Raw genomic sequence first — 14,945 nt, 5'->3', positions numbered from 1 at the left:
GTAGTGAGTGCCTCATGCGCTTCAACCGAAGGAATAATTCTCTAAATTTAATTATTTATGACGATCAACCGGGCCTTGTCGCATCGTGTCGCTCGACACCTGAAAGGCGGTCAGTGGACGCAGGAGCCCGCCCGGGCACGCAGCCGCCGACCCCCGCACCCACGTCGGCAACACGGGCACCAGATCGGTGGATTTGCGGGGTGTGAGGCACGCAGCCCCATCTCCCGGTTGCCAGGTCAGCGTCCAGATCCGCCTGCCGGGATAGCGCGCGATCGTTTCCTGGTCATATTGCGGATCACGGTTGACCAGCAGGGTGCGGGCGTTCTCCAGATCCGCTTCGTTCGAAATCAGGATGGCATAGGGCGCCTGCACGCTCGTATCGACGAGAACGATATTGCGTCCGGGCGTCTGTTCAACCACCCTGCGCAATTCGTTCGGCGCGGAACGCGGACGCAACCAGCAACACGGCGTGCTGAAGCCATTGTCGGCCCACGGCACGAAATCCGGTTTGCCCGCAAATGTGGATTGCAACGGGATGACGCTGCCCACCACAAGCGCGAGCACAAGTGTTCGGCTCAACCAGGTCCAGGGCACCCAGCTTTGTGCGGGACGCTTGCGCATCGCGTCAAAACCTGCCGCGATTGCCAGCATGAAGAAACCGAAGCCTGGCGCAGCATAGTGCGAAAAGGTCCAGGTCTCGATCGAAAGAGCCAGCCCCAGCACGACGATCGAGGCCAGCACGGCATAGTTCCGACGAAGTGCGACCAGACCCAGCAGGAACGGGATCGTCAGCGCAAAGCCGACATAGAAATTCCAGTAATTGCGAAACCTGTACGCTTCCGATGACAGCAGGCGCTGGCGGTTATCGTGGTAGTTCCTGTATTCATAGTCGAGAAAATGCTGCGCAATGGCGTAACGCGGCCCCGGCCCCACGATCGGCACCGGCTTGTTGATCAACCACGCCGGCGCCAGCGAACTGGTCTGGCGATAGAGGTTATAGGGGAACACCTTTGCGTCATGCGTGACAGCACTATTCGAGGCGAGCGTGATGCCAAGCCCGAGGCCGACGAACACCACTGCGGCAAGCGCAGGCGCCACCAGCGCCTTGCGCACCGGGCCCGACGCAACCACGAAATGGATGCCCAGCGCCAGCAGGATCGGTGCAGCAAAGAAGAGCGCCTCATAAGGACGGGTGGTCATCAGGATCAACACCCCGACCCCGATCGCGATCCCCCCCGACAAGGCCGAGCGCGTCGTGACCGAACGATAACCGCCAAGCAGCAACACCCCGCCAAGACCGGTGAACGCACTGCCGAAATAGGAATTGACCCACAGGCTGAACAGACCAAAGCGCAGGATCACGATCGCGGCCACGAGCAGGGCAACCCGGTCATTCACCCATTGCCGCACCATCCAGTGCACCGCGATCGCCAGCGCACAAACCGACAGCAGCACACCACCCCACACGCCAACGCCCAACAGCAGGCCGACCAGCAGGGGAAACGAACGCAACACAGGATACATCGAGGAGAACGTGGGCCGAAGCAGCACATAGACCGCTTCGAAATTGGGCGTGACGGTGCCCGGATTGGCAAGGTGCCCATGGAACATCGTATCGGCCTGAAAGATCAGGCTGAATTCATCGGCAATAACCGGGTCGGGCGTGCCCAGCCAGGGCGCGATAGCCAGCCGCAACCCGATCGAGGCAACCGCGATGATGACAATGCTGAGCCAGGGGCGCGCGGCGATCGCCGAACAGCGATTCTCGAAGGCCGCAAATGCGCCATCAAGGTGCTGAAACACGCCGCTCTTGAAACGCTGCAGGACAAACGCCAGCACGATTGCGCCGAGGGTAAAAAACAGCTCCCACGCTTCATACAATCCCAGGCGCGGTGTTAGCAAATTCAGCACGCTCATCGACGCAGCTCTCCGAATATCGTTTCAAAGGCCTTTTAAAATATTCGAACTACGCCGCGTTCAAATCGCTCAAACGCCAAGGTCGTTAGCTGAATTTTACCCTGACCCGCGCCCACAACAGTATGCGGCCGCCGCAATTTAAAGACACTAAACGACTGGAGCCCCTGCACGCAATTTGTGCTGCACTGCAAAATACGTAGCCACACAAAGCCTGTCAAGCGCAATTGCCCGTGATCGTGTGCCGCGATGTGCGGCGAAACGACCATCGCGTTCGATCGCATGGGCGCAAAAACAGGCAGAATCAGGCCGACAAACGCAGTGCCCGGCGATAGGCGGCCATCAACGGCGCACGCTGATGTTCCCACGACAATTCGTTTTCAATACGCTGCCGCCCGATCCGCCCCATCTGCGCACAACGGTCGGGATCGCCCAGCAATTCGACAATCCGTTCGGCGAAATCGATCGGATCGTTGCACTTGGCATAGAGCGAAGCCTCACCCGCCGAATGGCGCCCCTCGCGCACATCGAATTGCACCTGCGCCTTGCCGAACGCCATGTATTCCAGCACTTTGTTCATCGTGGACAGGTCGTTCATCGGATTGACCCTGTCGGGGTTCACGCAGACATCGGCGGTCGACAGCACTTCGAACAGCACATCGTCGGGCGCACGTCCGGTAAATTCAACATGCGCATCCAGCCCCTTGTCGTGCGCCATCTGCCGCAGCGAAGCGAGGCTGGGCCCGCCGCCGACCAGGCAAAAGGCAACATCGCTGCGCCCCATCGTGAACACGATGTGCGCCGCCGATTCCAGCAGCAGGTCGATGCCTTCCTGTTCGCCCATCACCCCGACATAGCCGACCAGATAGCGATGGCCGCGCTTGCGCTCGGAATTGGGCGGCACCAACCGCAGCCGCGTCAGATCCGGGCCCGACCGCACGACAAACGTATCGTCCTCGCGCTTGCGGCCACGGGTGTGGGCAATGTTGCGGTAACTGTCGTTGGTCGAGATCACCACATTGGCCGAGGCGAAATTCCACCGTTCGAGCAGCACCATCAGCCGCCAGAATATGTCCTGCCGGTTGAACTTGGCGATGTAGAGTTCCGGATTGATATCGTGGTGATCGAAAATGTACCGCTTGCCCAACAGCTTGAACGGCCAGGCCACCAGAAACACGAGATCCGGCGGATTGCATCCCTGGATCACGTCAAAACCATGGCGGAACAGGATTTTCCAGCTCAGCACGGTCTGCCAGAACAGCGCGGCGGAATATTCCATTGCATAGCTGAGCGCCCCGTTGCCTTCGGGCGGCAGGGGGTGGCGATAGATGTGCACGCCACTGATCTGTTCGTAGCGCTGGTCATAGCCCTTGCCCACCGGGCAGATCACCGAGACTGTCGCCCCCGCCTGTTGCAAGGTGGTCGCTTCCTGCCACACCCGTCGATCGAACGGCACAGGAAGATTTTCGACGATGATCAGAATCTTGCGACCGTCGAGTTCACCACCCAAAGGCGTGTTCGCGGCGTCGTGCAGGTCTGGACCCATTTCGGCGTGCCCCGGATTGTGCATGGGCTACTTGATCGTCGCGATGTCGAGGCATTTTTCCGGCGGCACGCGCAGACCCAGACCCGTCGCATTGGTCAGGATGATCCGGTCGAAATCCCCCGCTTCGGCCGCCTCGGCGGAAATCAGCAAGGCTTCGAGCCGGGGAATGCGGGTATAGACATAACCCAGATTGGCCCCGACCAGTTGCGTCGCGTCCACCGCCGGATCATAGACCAGCACGTCATAGCCCGCCGCCAGCATCATGCGCACCAGATCGACATTGGGGCTTTCGCGCAAGTCGTCGGTCTTGGCCTTGAACGCCAGTCCGGCGACCAGGACTTTTGCCCCCGGCGCCAAGCCGTCGATCGCCGCGCGGAACATCGCGTATTTGTGCGCCTCGTTCGAACGCAACAGCGAATCCACCAGATAAGTGTTGGCGCCGCTGTCGGCGGCAATCCGCTGCAACGCGCGTACATCCTTGGGCAGGCACGATCCGCCAAACGCGCCACCCGGACGGGTGTAATAGGACGAGATGTTCAGCTTGGTATCGGACACGAAAATCTCGTGCATTTTCGATGCCGAAATACCCAGCGCCATGCACACCCTGCCGATTTCGTTGGCATAGGCCACTTTGACCGCGTGCCAGGTGTTGTCGACGAACTTGGTGATCTCGCTTTCGCGAAAGCCGACATAGAACACCGGCGCGTCGAGATTGGCGTGGAGCGCGTCCATGGTCGCGCTGGGCTGACCATCTCTGGTGCCGACAACAATCTTGGGCGGATGGAAATAGTCATGCACCGCGGTCGCTTCGCGCAGGAATTCGGGATTGTACACCAGTTCGACCAGATCATCGGTGGCATCGCCCAGCCGTGACCGGAAGATCGGGTGGATCAATTCGTCGAGCGTGCCAGGGCGAATGGTCGAACGAAACGCCACGGTCAGCGGCTGCGCCCGACCCGGTTTCAATTCCCCGGCGATCTGGCGCGTCACGTCGATGATATAGCGCATGTCGTGGCCGCCGTCGGCCCCGCTCGGCGTCCCCACACAGACGATTGCCAGATCGCAATCGTCGAGTTCGCCCACCGGGCTCGACGTTGCGTGGATCAGACCATCGGCCAGGCCCTTGACCAGCATGGCATCGACACCCGGTTCCTTGATCGGCGCCGTGCCGGCCAGGATCGCGGCGACTTTGTCGGGATTGACGTCGATGCCGACCACCCGATGCCCTTCCTGCGCAATACAGCACAGGGCGGTAAAGCCGACATAACCAAGACCGAAAATCGCTATCTTCACAAAGGCCGTCCTTTTGCGTCGTCAGTGCCACGGCACGCTCCGCGTGCCTCCCCGTTGGTCGGCGCCTGCCTTGTGAACAGACGCCCTGCTTGCGTCAAAAGATCAGACTGGCACGCGCAAACCATTCACCCCGCCGGGTCAGCGTTTCACCCCAATTGGTGGCATCCGCCGCGCCACGCCCACCCGTCAAACGGGCCTGCAGACCATAGCCCACGGCCCGCACGGTGACCGCCACCAGATAGAGCCAGCGCACCACTTCCGCCGTCGCCGGCCGCATATTGCGCCGCGCCAACCCGATTTTTGCGCGCAACAGCCGCACCGATTGATCCGACCGCTTGGTCGCGCTGCCCCTGCCGTAATGGATGATCGCCGCATCGGGGGTGATCACCGGCCGCGCACCCAGCACGCGGGCCCGGCCGCACAGATCCGCCTCTTCGCCGTACATGAAGAATATCGGGTCAAAACCCTTCAACTGCCGCCACAAGTCGGTGTCGATCAGCAGGAAACAGCCCGTCACGATATCGACTTCGCGCACCGTGTCGCGTTTCCACGCCGTCATCCCTTCGGGATTGAAGAAATTGGTGTTGGAAAACAGCTTGGTCAATCCCAGCGCAAAACACGTCACGCTCCACAAAGTCTGCTGTTGCCAGCAAGATGTGTAATTGAGCGACAGATCGCCAAACAACGTGCGTCCGCCCCAGATCCGCGCCGCAGGGCGGGTTTCGGCAAAAGCGACCAGCCGGTCCACCGCCCGATCAAGCACCACCGTATCGGTGTTGAGCAACAACACCCGCCGTCCGCGCGCATGCTCGATCGCCATGTTGTTGGCGACGGCAAACCCGTGATTGACGGTTTCCGCAAACAACCGCACTTGCGGAAATTCTTCGGCAATGGCGGCGGCCGACCCGTCATGCGAACCATTGTCGACCAGCAGAACTTCGAAATCGGTGTCGAGAGTCTGGGCATAGAGCGAGCGCAAGCACTCGAGCGTCATTTCGCGCGTGTTCCAGTTAACTATAATTACTGAAACTGCACAGGTTGCTGCTGCGACGTCAGCGCCGCTGGACACAACAGGCGATGCAACGCTGGCCGGCATGTCCATGAATCCCCTACTGCACTGCACCATAACCGTCTAATACGGCAATATCCTGAGCGTTCAAGAGGCTTCGGCCGCATGTCGCAAAAGGGCTACCGATACAAAACCGTCAAACTTCATGGCGTTCGCCGCAAATGCTGCAAATCGCGAAATCAATTTGCACGGCGCCCTGACTTCCGCCAACACTTGCGCCATGCCGACCGGGTGAAATCCTCGAGACGTCCGCCTGCGCAAGGCGCTTGGCAAGCTGGTCCGCATCCACTAAGCCGTGCTGCACAAACGAAGCCTGCCTGCCGCCATGCCAGCGAGATCCCAAAACCGATGGTCACAGAGCGCCACAGCACGTCTTTCGGGCCCACCCCAGGTCATCAACCGCTTTCCGCACTGCTTGCCAGACATACGACGTTGATTGCCGCGATCGTCGTCATGCTGGCGCTCGGCGGCGGCAGCGCCCAGGCCCCGGCGGAGCAGATGGCGGCCGAGTTGATCGGGCTTGGCCTGCTGATTGCTCCCGCGCTGCGCGCACCGTTCGGCAAACTGCTGGCACAGGATGTGCTGTTTGGCGTGCTGGCGCTGGCACTGGTGGTGCTGTTCGCGCTGCAACTCGTGCCGCTGCCTGCCACACTGTGGAGCGGTTGGCCGGGACGTGCGCTGTTTGCCCAGGGCGACAGGCTGATGGTCGGTCATGTGCTGGCGCGGCCCTGGTCGCTCGACCCCGACGAAACCGCTGCGGCGGCGGTGTTCCTGATCCCGGCGGCGGCCATCTGGCTGCGCATGCGACTGTCCGACAGTTTTACCGAAGTGTGGGTCATGGCATGGCTGGCGTTTCTGGCCGGTTCGCTGGCGCTCGCGCTGGCACAAGTGACCGCAGACTATGGCCAGTGGCACCTTTACGCCAATGCGCATTCGGGGCTGCCCACCGGTCTGTTTGCCAACCGCAACCACCAGGCGATCGCGATGGCTTGCGCCATTCCGCTGGCCGCCGGATTGAACCGGAAATGGCAGGACCGCGCCGCCGATCAACGCCAGCCGACGCCGGGCGGCTGGCTGTTTGGCGTAACGGCCGGGGCAGGCACGATCGGCGCATTGCTGACCGGGTCGCGCGCCGGTTGCGCATTGCTGGTGCCTGCGGTGCTGGCGGCGCTGGTCATCTTCTACAACGGGCGCGCAGGGGGCGACCCGCGCAAGACGCGCCTGATCGTGCTGGGCACACTCGCCGCTGTCGTGCTGGTGGCGCTGGGCGGCATCGTGCTGGCACGGCTGCAACCCGGCGGGGCGCTCGGGCTGGTGCTGTCACGATCCTATACCGATGACGACGAACGCTATATCTTCTGGCCGGTGGTGATCCGCATGATCGCCCGCTATGCCCCGTGGGGCACGGGTTTCGGCGCCTTTCGGCGCGCGTTCGAAGTGGATGAGCCGACCGACCAGCTCGCCCCTCTCTATCTCAACCACGCGCACAACGACTGGCTGGAATTCACCCTCGAAGCCGGGCTGGCCGGGATCGTGCTGGCCGCAGGGTTTCTCGTCTGGCTGGCGATGCGGTGGGCGCCGGCCTGGCGCGCCGGGGCGGATCGCAGCAGAGCCGATCCGCTGCGGCAGGCCGCAGGCACGGTCGTGGCACTGTTGCTGGTCCATTCGAGTTTTGACTATCCCTTGCGGACGGTGGCACTGTCGGCCTGTTTTGCCGCCTGTCTGGCCTTGTTGTCCCGGCCCGCCGAACGACGCAGCCCCAGGTCAGGAGGACGCCATGGCCACCGCGCCTGATCCGGCACACACGCGCCACAGCCGTACGCCGCGCGTATCGCTGGTCCGCCGCCTGGCGGTCGCCGCACTTGCCCTGGGTGCGGCGGTCCAGATCTTTTCCTCACAAGTATCGACCATCGCCCTGCTGGCGCAGCAACCACAATATGCTGCGCGGTTACCGTTTGCACAGGCACGCCCGGCGGCGATGCGGGCCTGGCAACTGGCAATGGCCGGCGCACCGACCGCGCGCGTGGTCGATGTGGCCCGCATCGCCAACCAGGGCACCGTGCTCGACGAGCCCGGCTTTGCCGCAATCGCGCGGACGCTCGGGCCGCAAGACGCTGGCAGTGCGTGGCTGGACCATGCCTGGCTGTTGTCGCGCCGTGACCCATGGCTGTTGCAGGCCGGGTTCGATCGCGCGCATGCCAGGGGCGATATCGCGGGCGAGATCGCGGCACTGGCCGCGCTGTTGCAATTGCAGTTGCCGCCGGGGTCGATGCGCGAAACCTTGCTGGCCGATCTGGCGCGCCCGGCAGCCTTTGCCCAGGCGCTGGCTGCGCTGCGCGAACCGCCGCGCTGGCGCCACCGGTTCTTTGACGGCCTGCATCCCGATCCCGCCGGTTCGGGCACCGCTGTCGCGCTGATCGCTGCCTTGCGCGACAATGGAGCGCCCCTGCCGGGCGACGACATGACCGCGCTGCTGGCCCCGCTGGTCTATGGCCCCGGCGCCAATCCGGCGCTCGCCGACATGCTGTGGCGCGCCTGGCTGGGCAAAGCCGATCCCTGGGCCTGGCCGACCGCCACCGGAAAGGCCGTGCATCTGCCGTTCGACTGGACACTGGGCGACCATGCTCACGTGATCGACGCGCAGCTTGCGTTCTCTGGCAAGGACAATGCCGACGAAACGGTGGCCACCCGGCAGATCTATCTGCCGGCGGGGCAATACCGGTTTGTCGCGCGGCCCGGCCAGGGCCTGACCCAGGCCGCGATCAGCGCCATCGTCACCTGCGACGGCCAGCATGTGCCGCTGGTCAACGGGGCAGTCTGGCGTACCGCCAGCGCGTGCCCCATGGCTGAGCTGCGTGTGATCGCCAACGCCACCGATGGCACCATCGTCAGCGCCGCCTTGCAGCCCCTGCCCGGCGGTTGATATTGCGCGCGCCCGGCCGCCTCAGCGGCCGACGGCGGTATAGGCCAGCCCGATCGCCTCGACCGCATCGCGCGGATAGATGTTGCGCAGATCGACCAGCACCGGTTCGCGCAGCAAGGCCTTGACCCGGCGCAAGTCGAGCGCGCGGAATTCATCCCATTCGGTGGCGATCACCAGCGCATCGGCGCCGGTCATCGCGACATAGGCGTCATCGAAATAGGCAACATCGTGCAGCACCAGCCGTGCCTGATCCATGCTCTTGGGATCGAAGGCATGGATGATCGCACCCGCATCCTGCAAGGTCTGGATCACCGCGATGGCCGGGCTGTCGCGCATGTCGTCGGTGTTCGGCTTGAATGCCAGCCCCAGCACCGCGATCGTCTTGCCGCGGACATCGCCGCCCACAGCGTCGATCACCTTGCGCCCCATGGCCCGCTTGCGCCGGTCGTTGACCGCCACCACCGCTTCGACGATGCGGACAGGGGCATCGTAATCATCGGCGGTCTTGAGCAGGGCCAGCGTGTCCTTGGGAAAGCACGATCCGCCATAGCCGGGCCCGGCATGCAGGAATTTCGACCCGATGCGGTTGTCCAGCCCGATACCGCGCGCCACTTCCTGCACGTCGGCGCCAACTTTTTCGCACAAGTCGGCAATTTCGTTGATGAAGGTGATCTTGGTCGCCAGGAACGCGTTGCCTGCATATTTGGTCAGTTCGGCGCCGCGTCGGCTCATTTCGATAACCGGCGAACGCCCCAGCGCCAACGGGCGATAGATTTCGCGCATCACGGCCAGGCCGCGTTCGTCATGGCCACCGATGACCACCCGGTCGGGCCGCTTGAAATCATCGATCGCCGCCCCTTCGCGCAGGAATTCTGGGTTGGAGATCACCGCGTAGTCGGCGTCGGGGTTGACCTCGCGGATCAGGCGTTCGACTTCATCGCCAGTGCCGACAGGAACCGTCGACTTGTTGACCACTACGGTAAACCCGGTCAGCGCAGAGGCAATTTCGCGTGTGGCGGCATGGACATAAACCATGTCGGCGTGGCCATCGCCACGCCGCGAGGGGGTGCCCACGGCGATGAACACCGCGTCGGCCCCGGCCACGGCTGCGCCGATGTCGGTGGTGAATTTCAACCGGCCAGCCCCTGCCCCGCTCGCCACCAGATGATCGAGACCGGGCTCATAGATCGGGATGACCCCGGCCTGCAAAGCCGCAATCTTCGCCTCGTCCTTGTCGACGCAGATCACTTCGTGTCCGAAATCGGCAAAACACGCGCCCGAAACCAGCCCTACGTACCCCGAGCCAATCATCACCAGTTTCATGTGGCAACACCCATCTATCCGGACTTGCGGCAGGTCGTCTGGACACCTCTGCCACGGCGCTGCGCAGCGCTAGGCGGTCGCAAATCCTTCGGCAACCGTTTTGCATCGCAAAGATACGAATTTGTCGGCCGGTTACCCCACCGCTCGCCCCTTGATCGCGCCGCAGCAAAAGCGCACAGCACCCCGCATGAGCGAACCCGATGAAATGCCCCCCTTCATCGCTGCCGCAACCGATGGCGACGAGCTTTTGCGCCGCCAGCAAGTGCGCCTGCAATCGATGATCGTGTTGCTGCTGATGGCCGGTCTGGTCATGGCTTTGCCCTTCATTCTGACCCAGTGCGCGGTCGTCGTGCAGCCGCCGGTTACCGCGCTGGTGCTGTCGATCGTGCTGTCGCCGCTGGCCGACCGGCTGACGCGGATCGGCATTCCCAACATGCTGGCCTCGTTCATGGCGATCCTGGTGATGATCGGGATCATCATCGTGGCCTTGGCAGTGATCCTGCAACCGGCGTTCGACATGGTCGACCAGGTTCCCGCGATGGCGCGCGAGATTGCGCGACACTTTGCGCAACTGCGCGAAAACTTTGCCTGGATCACCGAATTCAACCGCCAGATCAATCACATCGGTGGCCCCCTGGCGGGCCAGCCGACTCGCGTGGTGGCAATTGCCGAACCTTCGGTGATCGAACAACTGGCGCTCGCCACGCCCAGCGTCGCGCTCGAAGTGCTGCTGACCGGGCTGATGACCTTTTTCATGATCGAGGCGCGCATCCGCATGCGCCGCCGCCTGCTGGTCGAACGCGCCAACTTCACCTCGTCGGTGCGGATTGCCCGCGTCATGCGCGATGTACAGGACCGGGTTGCCAGCTATATCCTGACCGTGGCGCAGATCAACGCCGGGATCGGTATCCTGGTCTATGCAGGCGCGCGCTATTTCGGCTTTTCGGCGCCGGTGATGTGGGGCGGGCTCGCCTTCGTGCTGAATTTCGTGCCCTATATGGGGCCGCTGACGATGGTCGGGCTGCTCGCGCTGGTGGGGCTTGGCACGGCGAACACGGTTGGCGCGGGGCTGGCACCGGCGTTGTGCTTCCTGGGGCTCCATGCGCTCGAAGCCAATGTGGTCACACCTTCGATCCTGGGCGTGCGCTTTACGCTCAACCCGGTATCGATCCTGCTTTCATTCAGCTTTTTCACGTGGATCTGGGGCGTGCTGGGCGCGTTGCTGTCGGTACCGATCCTGCTGACGCTGTCGGCGCTGGTCGACCATCTCGGCCGCCCCAACCTGGTCGGGTTTCTGTTCGGCGAATCGCTGTTCGAACCGGCGCGGCTGCGCGATGATCAGGAAGATGACAGCACCGGCCACCCTGTCACGGTCGAAACCTGACCGGCATTCCGGGGCAAGCCTGGAATGCCGGTCTGGAAAAATTATGCTGCCGGATAGCTCCACAGCGTGCCGCGCGCCAGGTTTTCGGCGGCAAAGGCCCAGTTCAGGTGCCCTGCCACGACTTGCTTGAGATAGTCGGGGCGCACGTTCTTGTGGTCGAGATAGTAGGCATGTTCCCACAAGTCGATCACCAGCAGCGGCGTGCCCGACAGATCGGCATAGCTTGCCGCATCGTGGGTCTGTTCGACCGCCAGCTTGCCGTCCTTGGCCACCAGCCAGACCCAGCCGCTGGCAAAGTGCGCGGTGCCTTGCGCAACCAGTTCGGCCTTCAGCGCGTCGAGCGAACCGAACGCTGCGTCGATCGCAGCGGCCAGCGCCCCTTCGGGCGCCTGCGCGGCAGGGCTCAGGCTGTGCCAGTAGAACCCGTGGTTCCAGGTCTGCGCGCTGTTGTTGAACAGGCCCTTGTTGGCGCTGGCGATCGCGGCGGCGATGATGTCTTCCAGGCTCTTGTCGGCAAGGTCGGTGCCTTCGATCGCGGTGTTGGTGCGATCGACATACGTGCGGTGATGCTTGCCGTGGTGCGTCTGCAAGGTGGTGGCAGACACCACCGGCGCCAGCGCGTCGTCGGCATAAGGCAGCGGGGAAAGGATGATGGCCATGGTCGCTCCGTTCAGATCGTCGGGGTTGAAATTGGGGCTTGAAAACTGCCGTACCGGTTGTGTGTGGGTTTTCCAGCGAGAATTTTCAATCGGCGTTTGAGGGTAACGCGATCAGGCGGGGCCGTCGTGCGATGCGCGATCGACCACCGCGGCCACCGCCACATCCCAGGTGACATTGCCCAGCGTGCGCATCAGATCGGGCACGACCTCGACCGCGACCAGCAGGGCCAGCGGGGCGACCGGCACCCCCATTGCCAGCGCGATCGGCCCGACCGAGGCGATATAGCTGATCGTGCCCGGCAGGCTGACCGAACTGAGCGACACGAGGATCGCCATGATCAGCCCCGAAACGCACGTCCCGGTGGTCAGCGGCACGCCGTACCAGTGTGCGACATAGACCACCACAGCCAGGTTCATCGCCGGGCTGGTCGCGCGAAACAGCGCCACCGCCAGCGGCATCACGAATTCGGCGGAGGCCGCACGCACCCCCAACCGGTCGCACGCGCCCAGCATCGCGGGCAGCGAGGCGAGCGAGCTTTGCGTCGACAGCGCAAACACCTGCACCGGCAGCAGATTGCGTGCAAACCGCCCCAGCGGTTGACGCGCGGCGATCGCCGCAAAGGGATAGGCGGCCAGCCACACCACCGTCCCCGATGCGGTGACGATCACGATATAGTGCGCCAGCGCGCCCACCGCCGCAGGCCCGCTTTTGGCCGCGACCGTCAGGCTGAGCGCCAGCACGCCGAGCGGCGCCAATGCCAGCACCCAGCCGATCACCACCAGCATCGCGCCAGCCAGCGCGGCAAACAGCGTGGCCAGCGCATCGCGCTGCACCGGCACCAGCCGTGTCGTGGCAAGCGCAAACACGCTCATGAACAGGATCAGCGGCAACATGCGATCGCCCGCCGCCGCCTCGATCACATTGCTGGGCACGATCGAGCGCAGATAGTCGACCACCCCCGGCAGGCTGGCGGGCACACTCGCCCCAAGACTGGCGCGCAAAGCGGCGGCGGCACTGGCGGGCACCGGCACCCAGTGCAACAGCAGCGTCGGCACCGTCAGCGCAACTGCGCCCGAAAACACCAGTTCGGCCAGAAACCAACCCAGACTGCGCCGCGCCATGCCGCCCGCGCTCGCGGTGCGCACGGTCTGGAACACCCCGGTAAAGATCAGCGCGGCGACCAGCGGCACGATCGTCGCCTGCAACGCGCGCAGCCACAATTCGCCCACCGGCCCTGCCACCGCCAGCACCGCCGGCAACCGCGACGGCGCCGCAAACGCGAGCGCGAGCCCCCCGCCCAGCCCGATGGTCAGCGCGGCGAACGTCCACCCCGCCGGAATCTGCGCGATGGGCGGCAGAACGAGGCCACCGGGGCTATCAGGCGCGTTGCCTTGATCGTCGTGTTGGTTCATGCGCTGGTTAGATTACCCGTGTATGGGGCGGTGGCAATCGCCCTGTGGCAGGGGCACCAAACGGATTTCAAAAGGGTTTGAGCATGGGGCGCAAGTTCTTCGGCACCGACGGTATTCGGGGCCGCACCAATGCAGGCGTGATGACCGCGGCCACCGCGATGAAAGTCGGCCAGGCGGCGGGCACCTATTTTCAGCGCGGCGAACACCGCCATCGCGTGGTGATCGGCAAGGATACCCGCCTGTCGGGCTATATGCTGGAAAACGCGATGACTGCGGGCTTTACCAGCGTGGGCATGGATGTCGTGCTGCTGGGGCCGATGCCGACGCCGGCGATTGCCCTGCTGACCCGCGAAATGCGCGCCGATGTCGGGGTGATGATTTCGGCCAGCCACAATCCATTCGAAGACAATGGCATCAAACTGTTCGGCCCCGACGGGTTCAAGCTGTCGGACGATGCCGAAGAGGCGATCGAATCGATGCTCGAAGACGACCTGCCGCTGGCCGCCGCCGAAGAAGTCGGCCGGGCGCGGCGCATCGACGATGCGCGCGGGCGCTATATCCACGCGGTCAAGGCCAGCTTGCCGCACGATGTCCGGCTCGACGGCCTGCGCATCGTGCTCGACTGTGCCAATGGTGCGGCCTATCAGGTGGCGCCCTCGGTGCTGTGGGAACTGGGCGCCGAAGTCATCGCCATCGGCGTCGAACCCAATGGCAAGAACATCAATCTCGGCGTGGGTTCGACCCATCTCGACGCGATCAAGGCCAAAGTGCGCGAAGTGCGCGCCGATATCGGCATCGCGCTCGATGGCGATGCCGATCGCCTGATCGTGGTCGATGAAAAGAGCCATACCGTCGATGGCGACCAGATCATGGCGCTGATCGGCAGCCGCCTGGCCGAACAGGGCCAGTTGCGCGGCGGCGGCGTGGTGGCAACCGTGATGTCGAACCTCGGCCTTGAGCGCTATCTCAACGCGCAGGGCCTCGATCTGGTGCGCACGGCGGTGGGCGACCGCCACGTGCTCGAACGCATGCGCGAAGGCGGCTACAATGTCGGGGGCGAACAGTCGGGACACATGATCCTGACCGACCACAGCACCACCGGCGATGGCACGATCGCAGCGTTGCAAGTGCTGGCCGCGCTGGTCGCCAGCGGCAAGCCTGCCAGCGAAACGTTGCACTTGTTCGACCCCGTGCCGCAATTGCTGCGCAATGTGCGCTTTGCCGGGGGCAAGCCGCTGGAAAACGACACGGTCAAGGCAGTGATCGCCGAGGCCGAGGCGGACCTCGCCGGCAAAGGCCGCCTGGTCATCCGTCCGTCGGGCACCGAACCGGTGATCCGCGTGATGGCTGAAGGCGATGATGCCAAACAGGTCGCCACGCTGGTCGAGAAGATCTGCGCCGCCGTGCGCAAGGTGGCCTGA

At 63.8% G+C, this 14,945-nt stretch carries 11 protein-coding genes; 4 read left to right on the top strand and 7 right to left on the bottom strand.

Going from position 1 to position 14,945, the window contains the following annotated elements; translation table 11 throughout:
* Positions 1-51: 51 nt before the first annotated feature.
* From AQZ49_RS03275 to AQZ49_RS03260, 4 genes are all read right to left on the bottom strand, one after another.
* Entirely contained in the window at positions 52-1,917 is a 1,866-nt protein-coding gene (locus tag AQZ49_RS03275) for a hypothetical protein (RefSeq protein ID WP_067612909.1), read from the bottom strand.
* A 301-nt stretch (positions 1,918-2,218) separates the two neighbouring features.
* Positions 2,219-3,460, bottom strand: coding sequence for a glycosyltransferase family 4 protein (locus AQZ49_RS03270; protein WP_067613456.1), 1,242 nt, complete (start codon positions 3,458-3,460; stop codon positions 2,219-2,221).
* 27 nt (positions 3,461-3,487) lie between these two features.
* The gene (locus tag AQZ49_RS03265; RefSeq protein ID WP_067612906.1) at positions 3,488-4,753 is read right to left on the bottom strand and encodes a nucleotide sugar dehydrogenase; all 1,266 of its coding nucleotides are present in this window, start codon (positions 4,751-4,753) and stop codon (positions 3,488-3,490) included.
* A 94-nt stretch (positions 4,754-4,847) separates the two neighbouring features.
* Positions 4,848-5,849: a glycosyltransferase family 2 protein gene (locus AQZ49_RS03260; RefSeq protein WP_255355394.1), complete on the bottom strand. Its 1,002-nt coding sequence runs from the start codon at positions 5,847-5,849 to the stop codon at positions 4,848-4,850.
* Positions 5,850-6,254: 405 nt separating this feature from the next.
* On the opposite strand from AQZ49_RS03260, the gene AQZ49_RS03255 reads away from it, so the two are divergent.
* Together AQZ49_RS03255 and AQZ49_RS03250 are read left to right on the top strand one after the other, a co-directional pair.
* The gene (locus tag AQZ49_RS03255; RefSeq protein ID WP_067612900.1) at positions 6,255-7,616 is read left to right on the top strand and encodes an O-antigen ligase family protein; all 1,362 of its coding nucleotides are present in this window, start codon (positions 6,255-6,257) and stop codon (positions 7,614-7,616) included.
* Positions 7,600-8,745 (top strand): hypothetical protein, encoded by a 1,146-nt coding sequence (locus AQZ49_RS03250; protein ID WP_067612897.1) that lies wholly within the window; start codon positions 7,600-7,602, stop codon positions 8,743-8,745. The genes AQZ49_RS03255 and AQZ49_RS03250 overlap by 17 nt, the downstream gene beginning before the upstream one ends.
* A gap of 21 nt (positions 8,746-8,766) precedes the next feature.
* Here AQZ49_RS03250 and AQZ49_RS03245 read toward each other — a convergent pair whose 3' ends face one another.
* Entirely contained in the window at positions 8,767-10,068 is a 1,302-nt protein-coding gene (locus AQZ49_RS03245; protein WP_067612894.1) for a UDP-glucose dehydrogenase family protein, read from the bottom strand.
* 187 nt (positions 10,069-10,255) lie between these two features.
* Here AQZ49_RS03245 and AQZ49_RS03240 point away from each other — a divergent pair, with 187 nt between their 5' ends.
* Complete coding sequence (locus AQZ49_RS03240) at positions 10,256-11,452, top strand: AI-2E family transporter (RefSeq protein WP_067612891.1); 1,197 nt, start codon at positions 10,256-10,258, stop codon at positions 11,450-11,452.
* 41 nt (positions 11,453-11,493) lie between these two features.
* Here the strand turns inward: AQZ49_RS03240 and AQZ49_RS03235 are convergent, their stop codons facing one another.
* Positions 11,494-12,111 carry a superoxide dismutase gene (locus AQZ49_RS03235; protein WP_067612888.1) on the bottom strand — a complete coding sequence of 206 codons (618 nt, stop codon included), beginning with the start codon at positions 12,109-12,111 and terminating at the stop codon, positions 11,494-11,496.
* 111 nt (positions 12,112-12,222) lie between these two features.
* Positions 12,223-13,524 carry a dicarboxylate/amino acid:cation symporter gene (locus AQZ49_RS03230; protein ID WP_067612885.1) on the bottom strand — a complete coding sequence of 434 codons (1,302 nt, stop codon included), beginning with the start codon at positions 13,522-13,524 and terminating at the stop codon, positions 12,223-12,225.
* 83 nt (positions 13,525-13,607) lie between these two features.
* Here AQZ49_RS03230 and glmM point away from each other — a divergent pair, with 83 nt between their 5' ends.
* Positions 13,608-14,945: a phosphoglucosamine mutase gene (gene glmM / locus AQZ49_RS03225; protein ID WP_067612881.1), complete on the top strand. Its 1,338-nt coding sequence runs from the start codon at positions 13,608-13,610 to the stop codon at positions 14,943-14,945.

It is taken from the genome of Novosphingobium sp. FSW06-99, from assembly GCF_001519065.1.
In the GTDB taxonomy this organism is placed as follows: Bacteria; Pseudomonadota; Alphaproteobacteria; order Sphingomonadales; family Sphingomonadaceae; genus Novosphingobium.
The sequence above is the reverse complement of the archived record's forward strand: the minus strand, read 5'-3'. Positions and strand labels throughout refer to the sequence as shown.

Bases quoted from the DNA above. Each gene is read 5' to 3' on its own strand.
- AQZ49_RS03275 (WP_067612909.1), bottom strand. From the start codon at position 1,917: ATGAGCGTGCTGAATTTGCTAACACCGCGCCTGGGATTGTATGAAGCG.
- AQZ49_RS03270 (WP_067613456.1), bottom strand. From the start codon at position 3,460: ATGGGTCCAGACCTGCACGACGCCGCGAACACGCCTTTGGGTGGTGAA.
- AQZ49_RS03260 (WP_255355394.1), bottom strand. From the start codon at position 5,849: ATGCCGGCCAGCGTTGCATCGCCTGTTGTGTCCAGCGGCGCTGACGTC.
- AQZ49_RS03250 (WP_067612897.1), top strand. From the start codon at position 7,600: ATGGCCACCGCGCCTGATCCGGCACACACGCGCCACAGCCGTACGCCG.
- AQZ49_RS03245 (WP_067612894.1), bottom strand. From the start codon at position 10,068: ATGAAACTGGTGATGATTGGCTCGGGGTACGTAGGGCTGGTTTCGGGC.
- AQZ49_RS03240 (WP_067612891.1), top strand. From the start codon at position 10,256: ATGAGCGAACCCGATGAAATGCCCCCCTTCATCGCTGCCGCAACCGAT.
- AQZ49_RS03235 (WP_067612888.1), bottom strand. From the start codon at position 12,111: ATGGCCATCATCCTTTCCCCGCTGCCTTATGCCGACGACGCGCTGGCG.
- AQZ49_RS03230 (WP_067612885.1), bottom strand. From the start codon at position 13,524: ATGAACCAACACGACGATCAAGGCAACGCGCCTGATAGCCCCGGTGGC.
- glmM (WP_067612881.1), top strand. From the start codon at position 13,608: ATGGGGCGCAAGTTCTTCGGCACCGACGGTATTCGGGGCCGCACCAAT.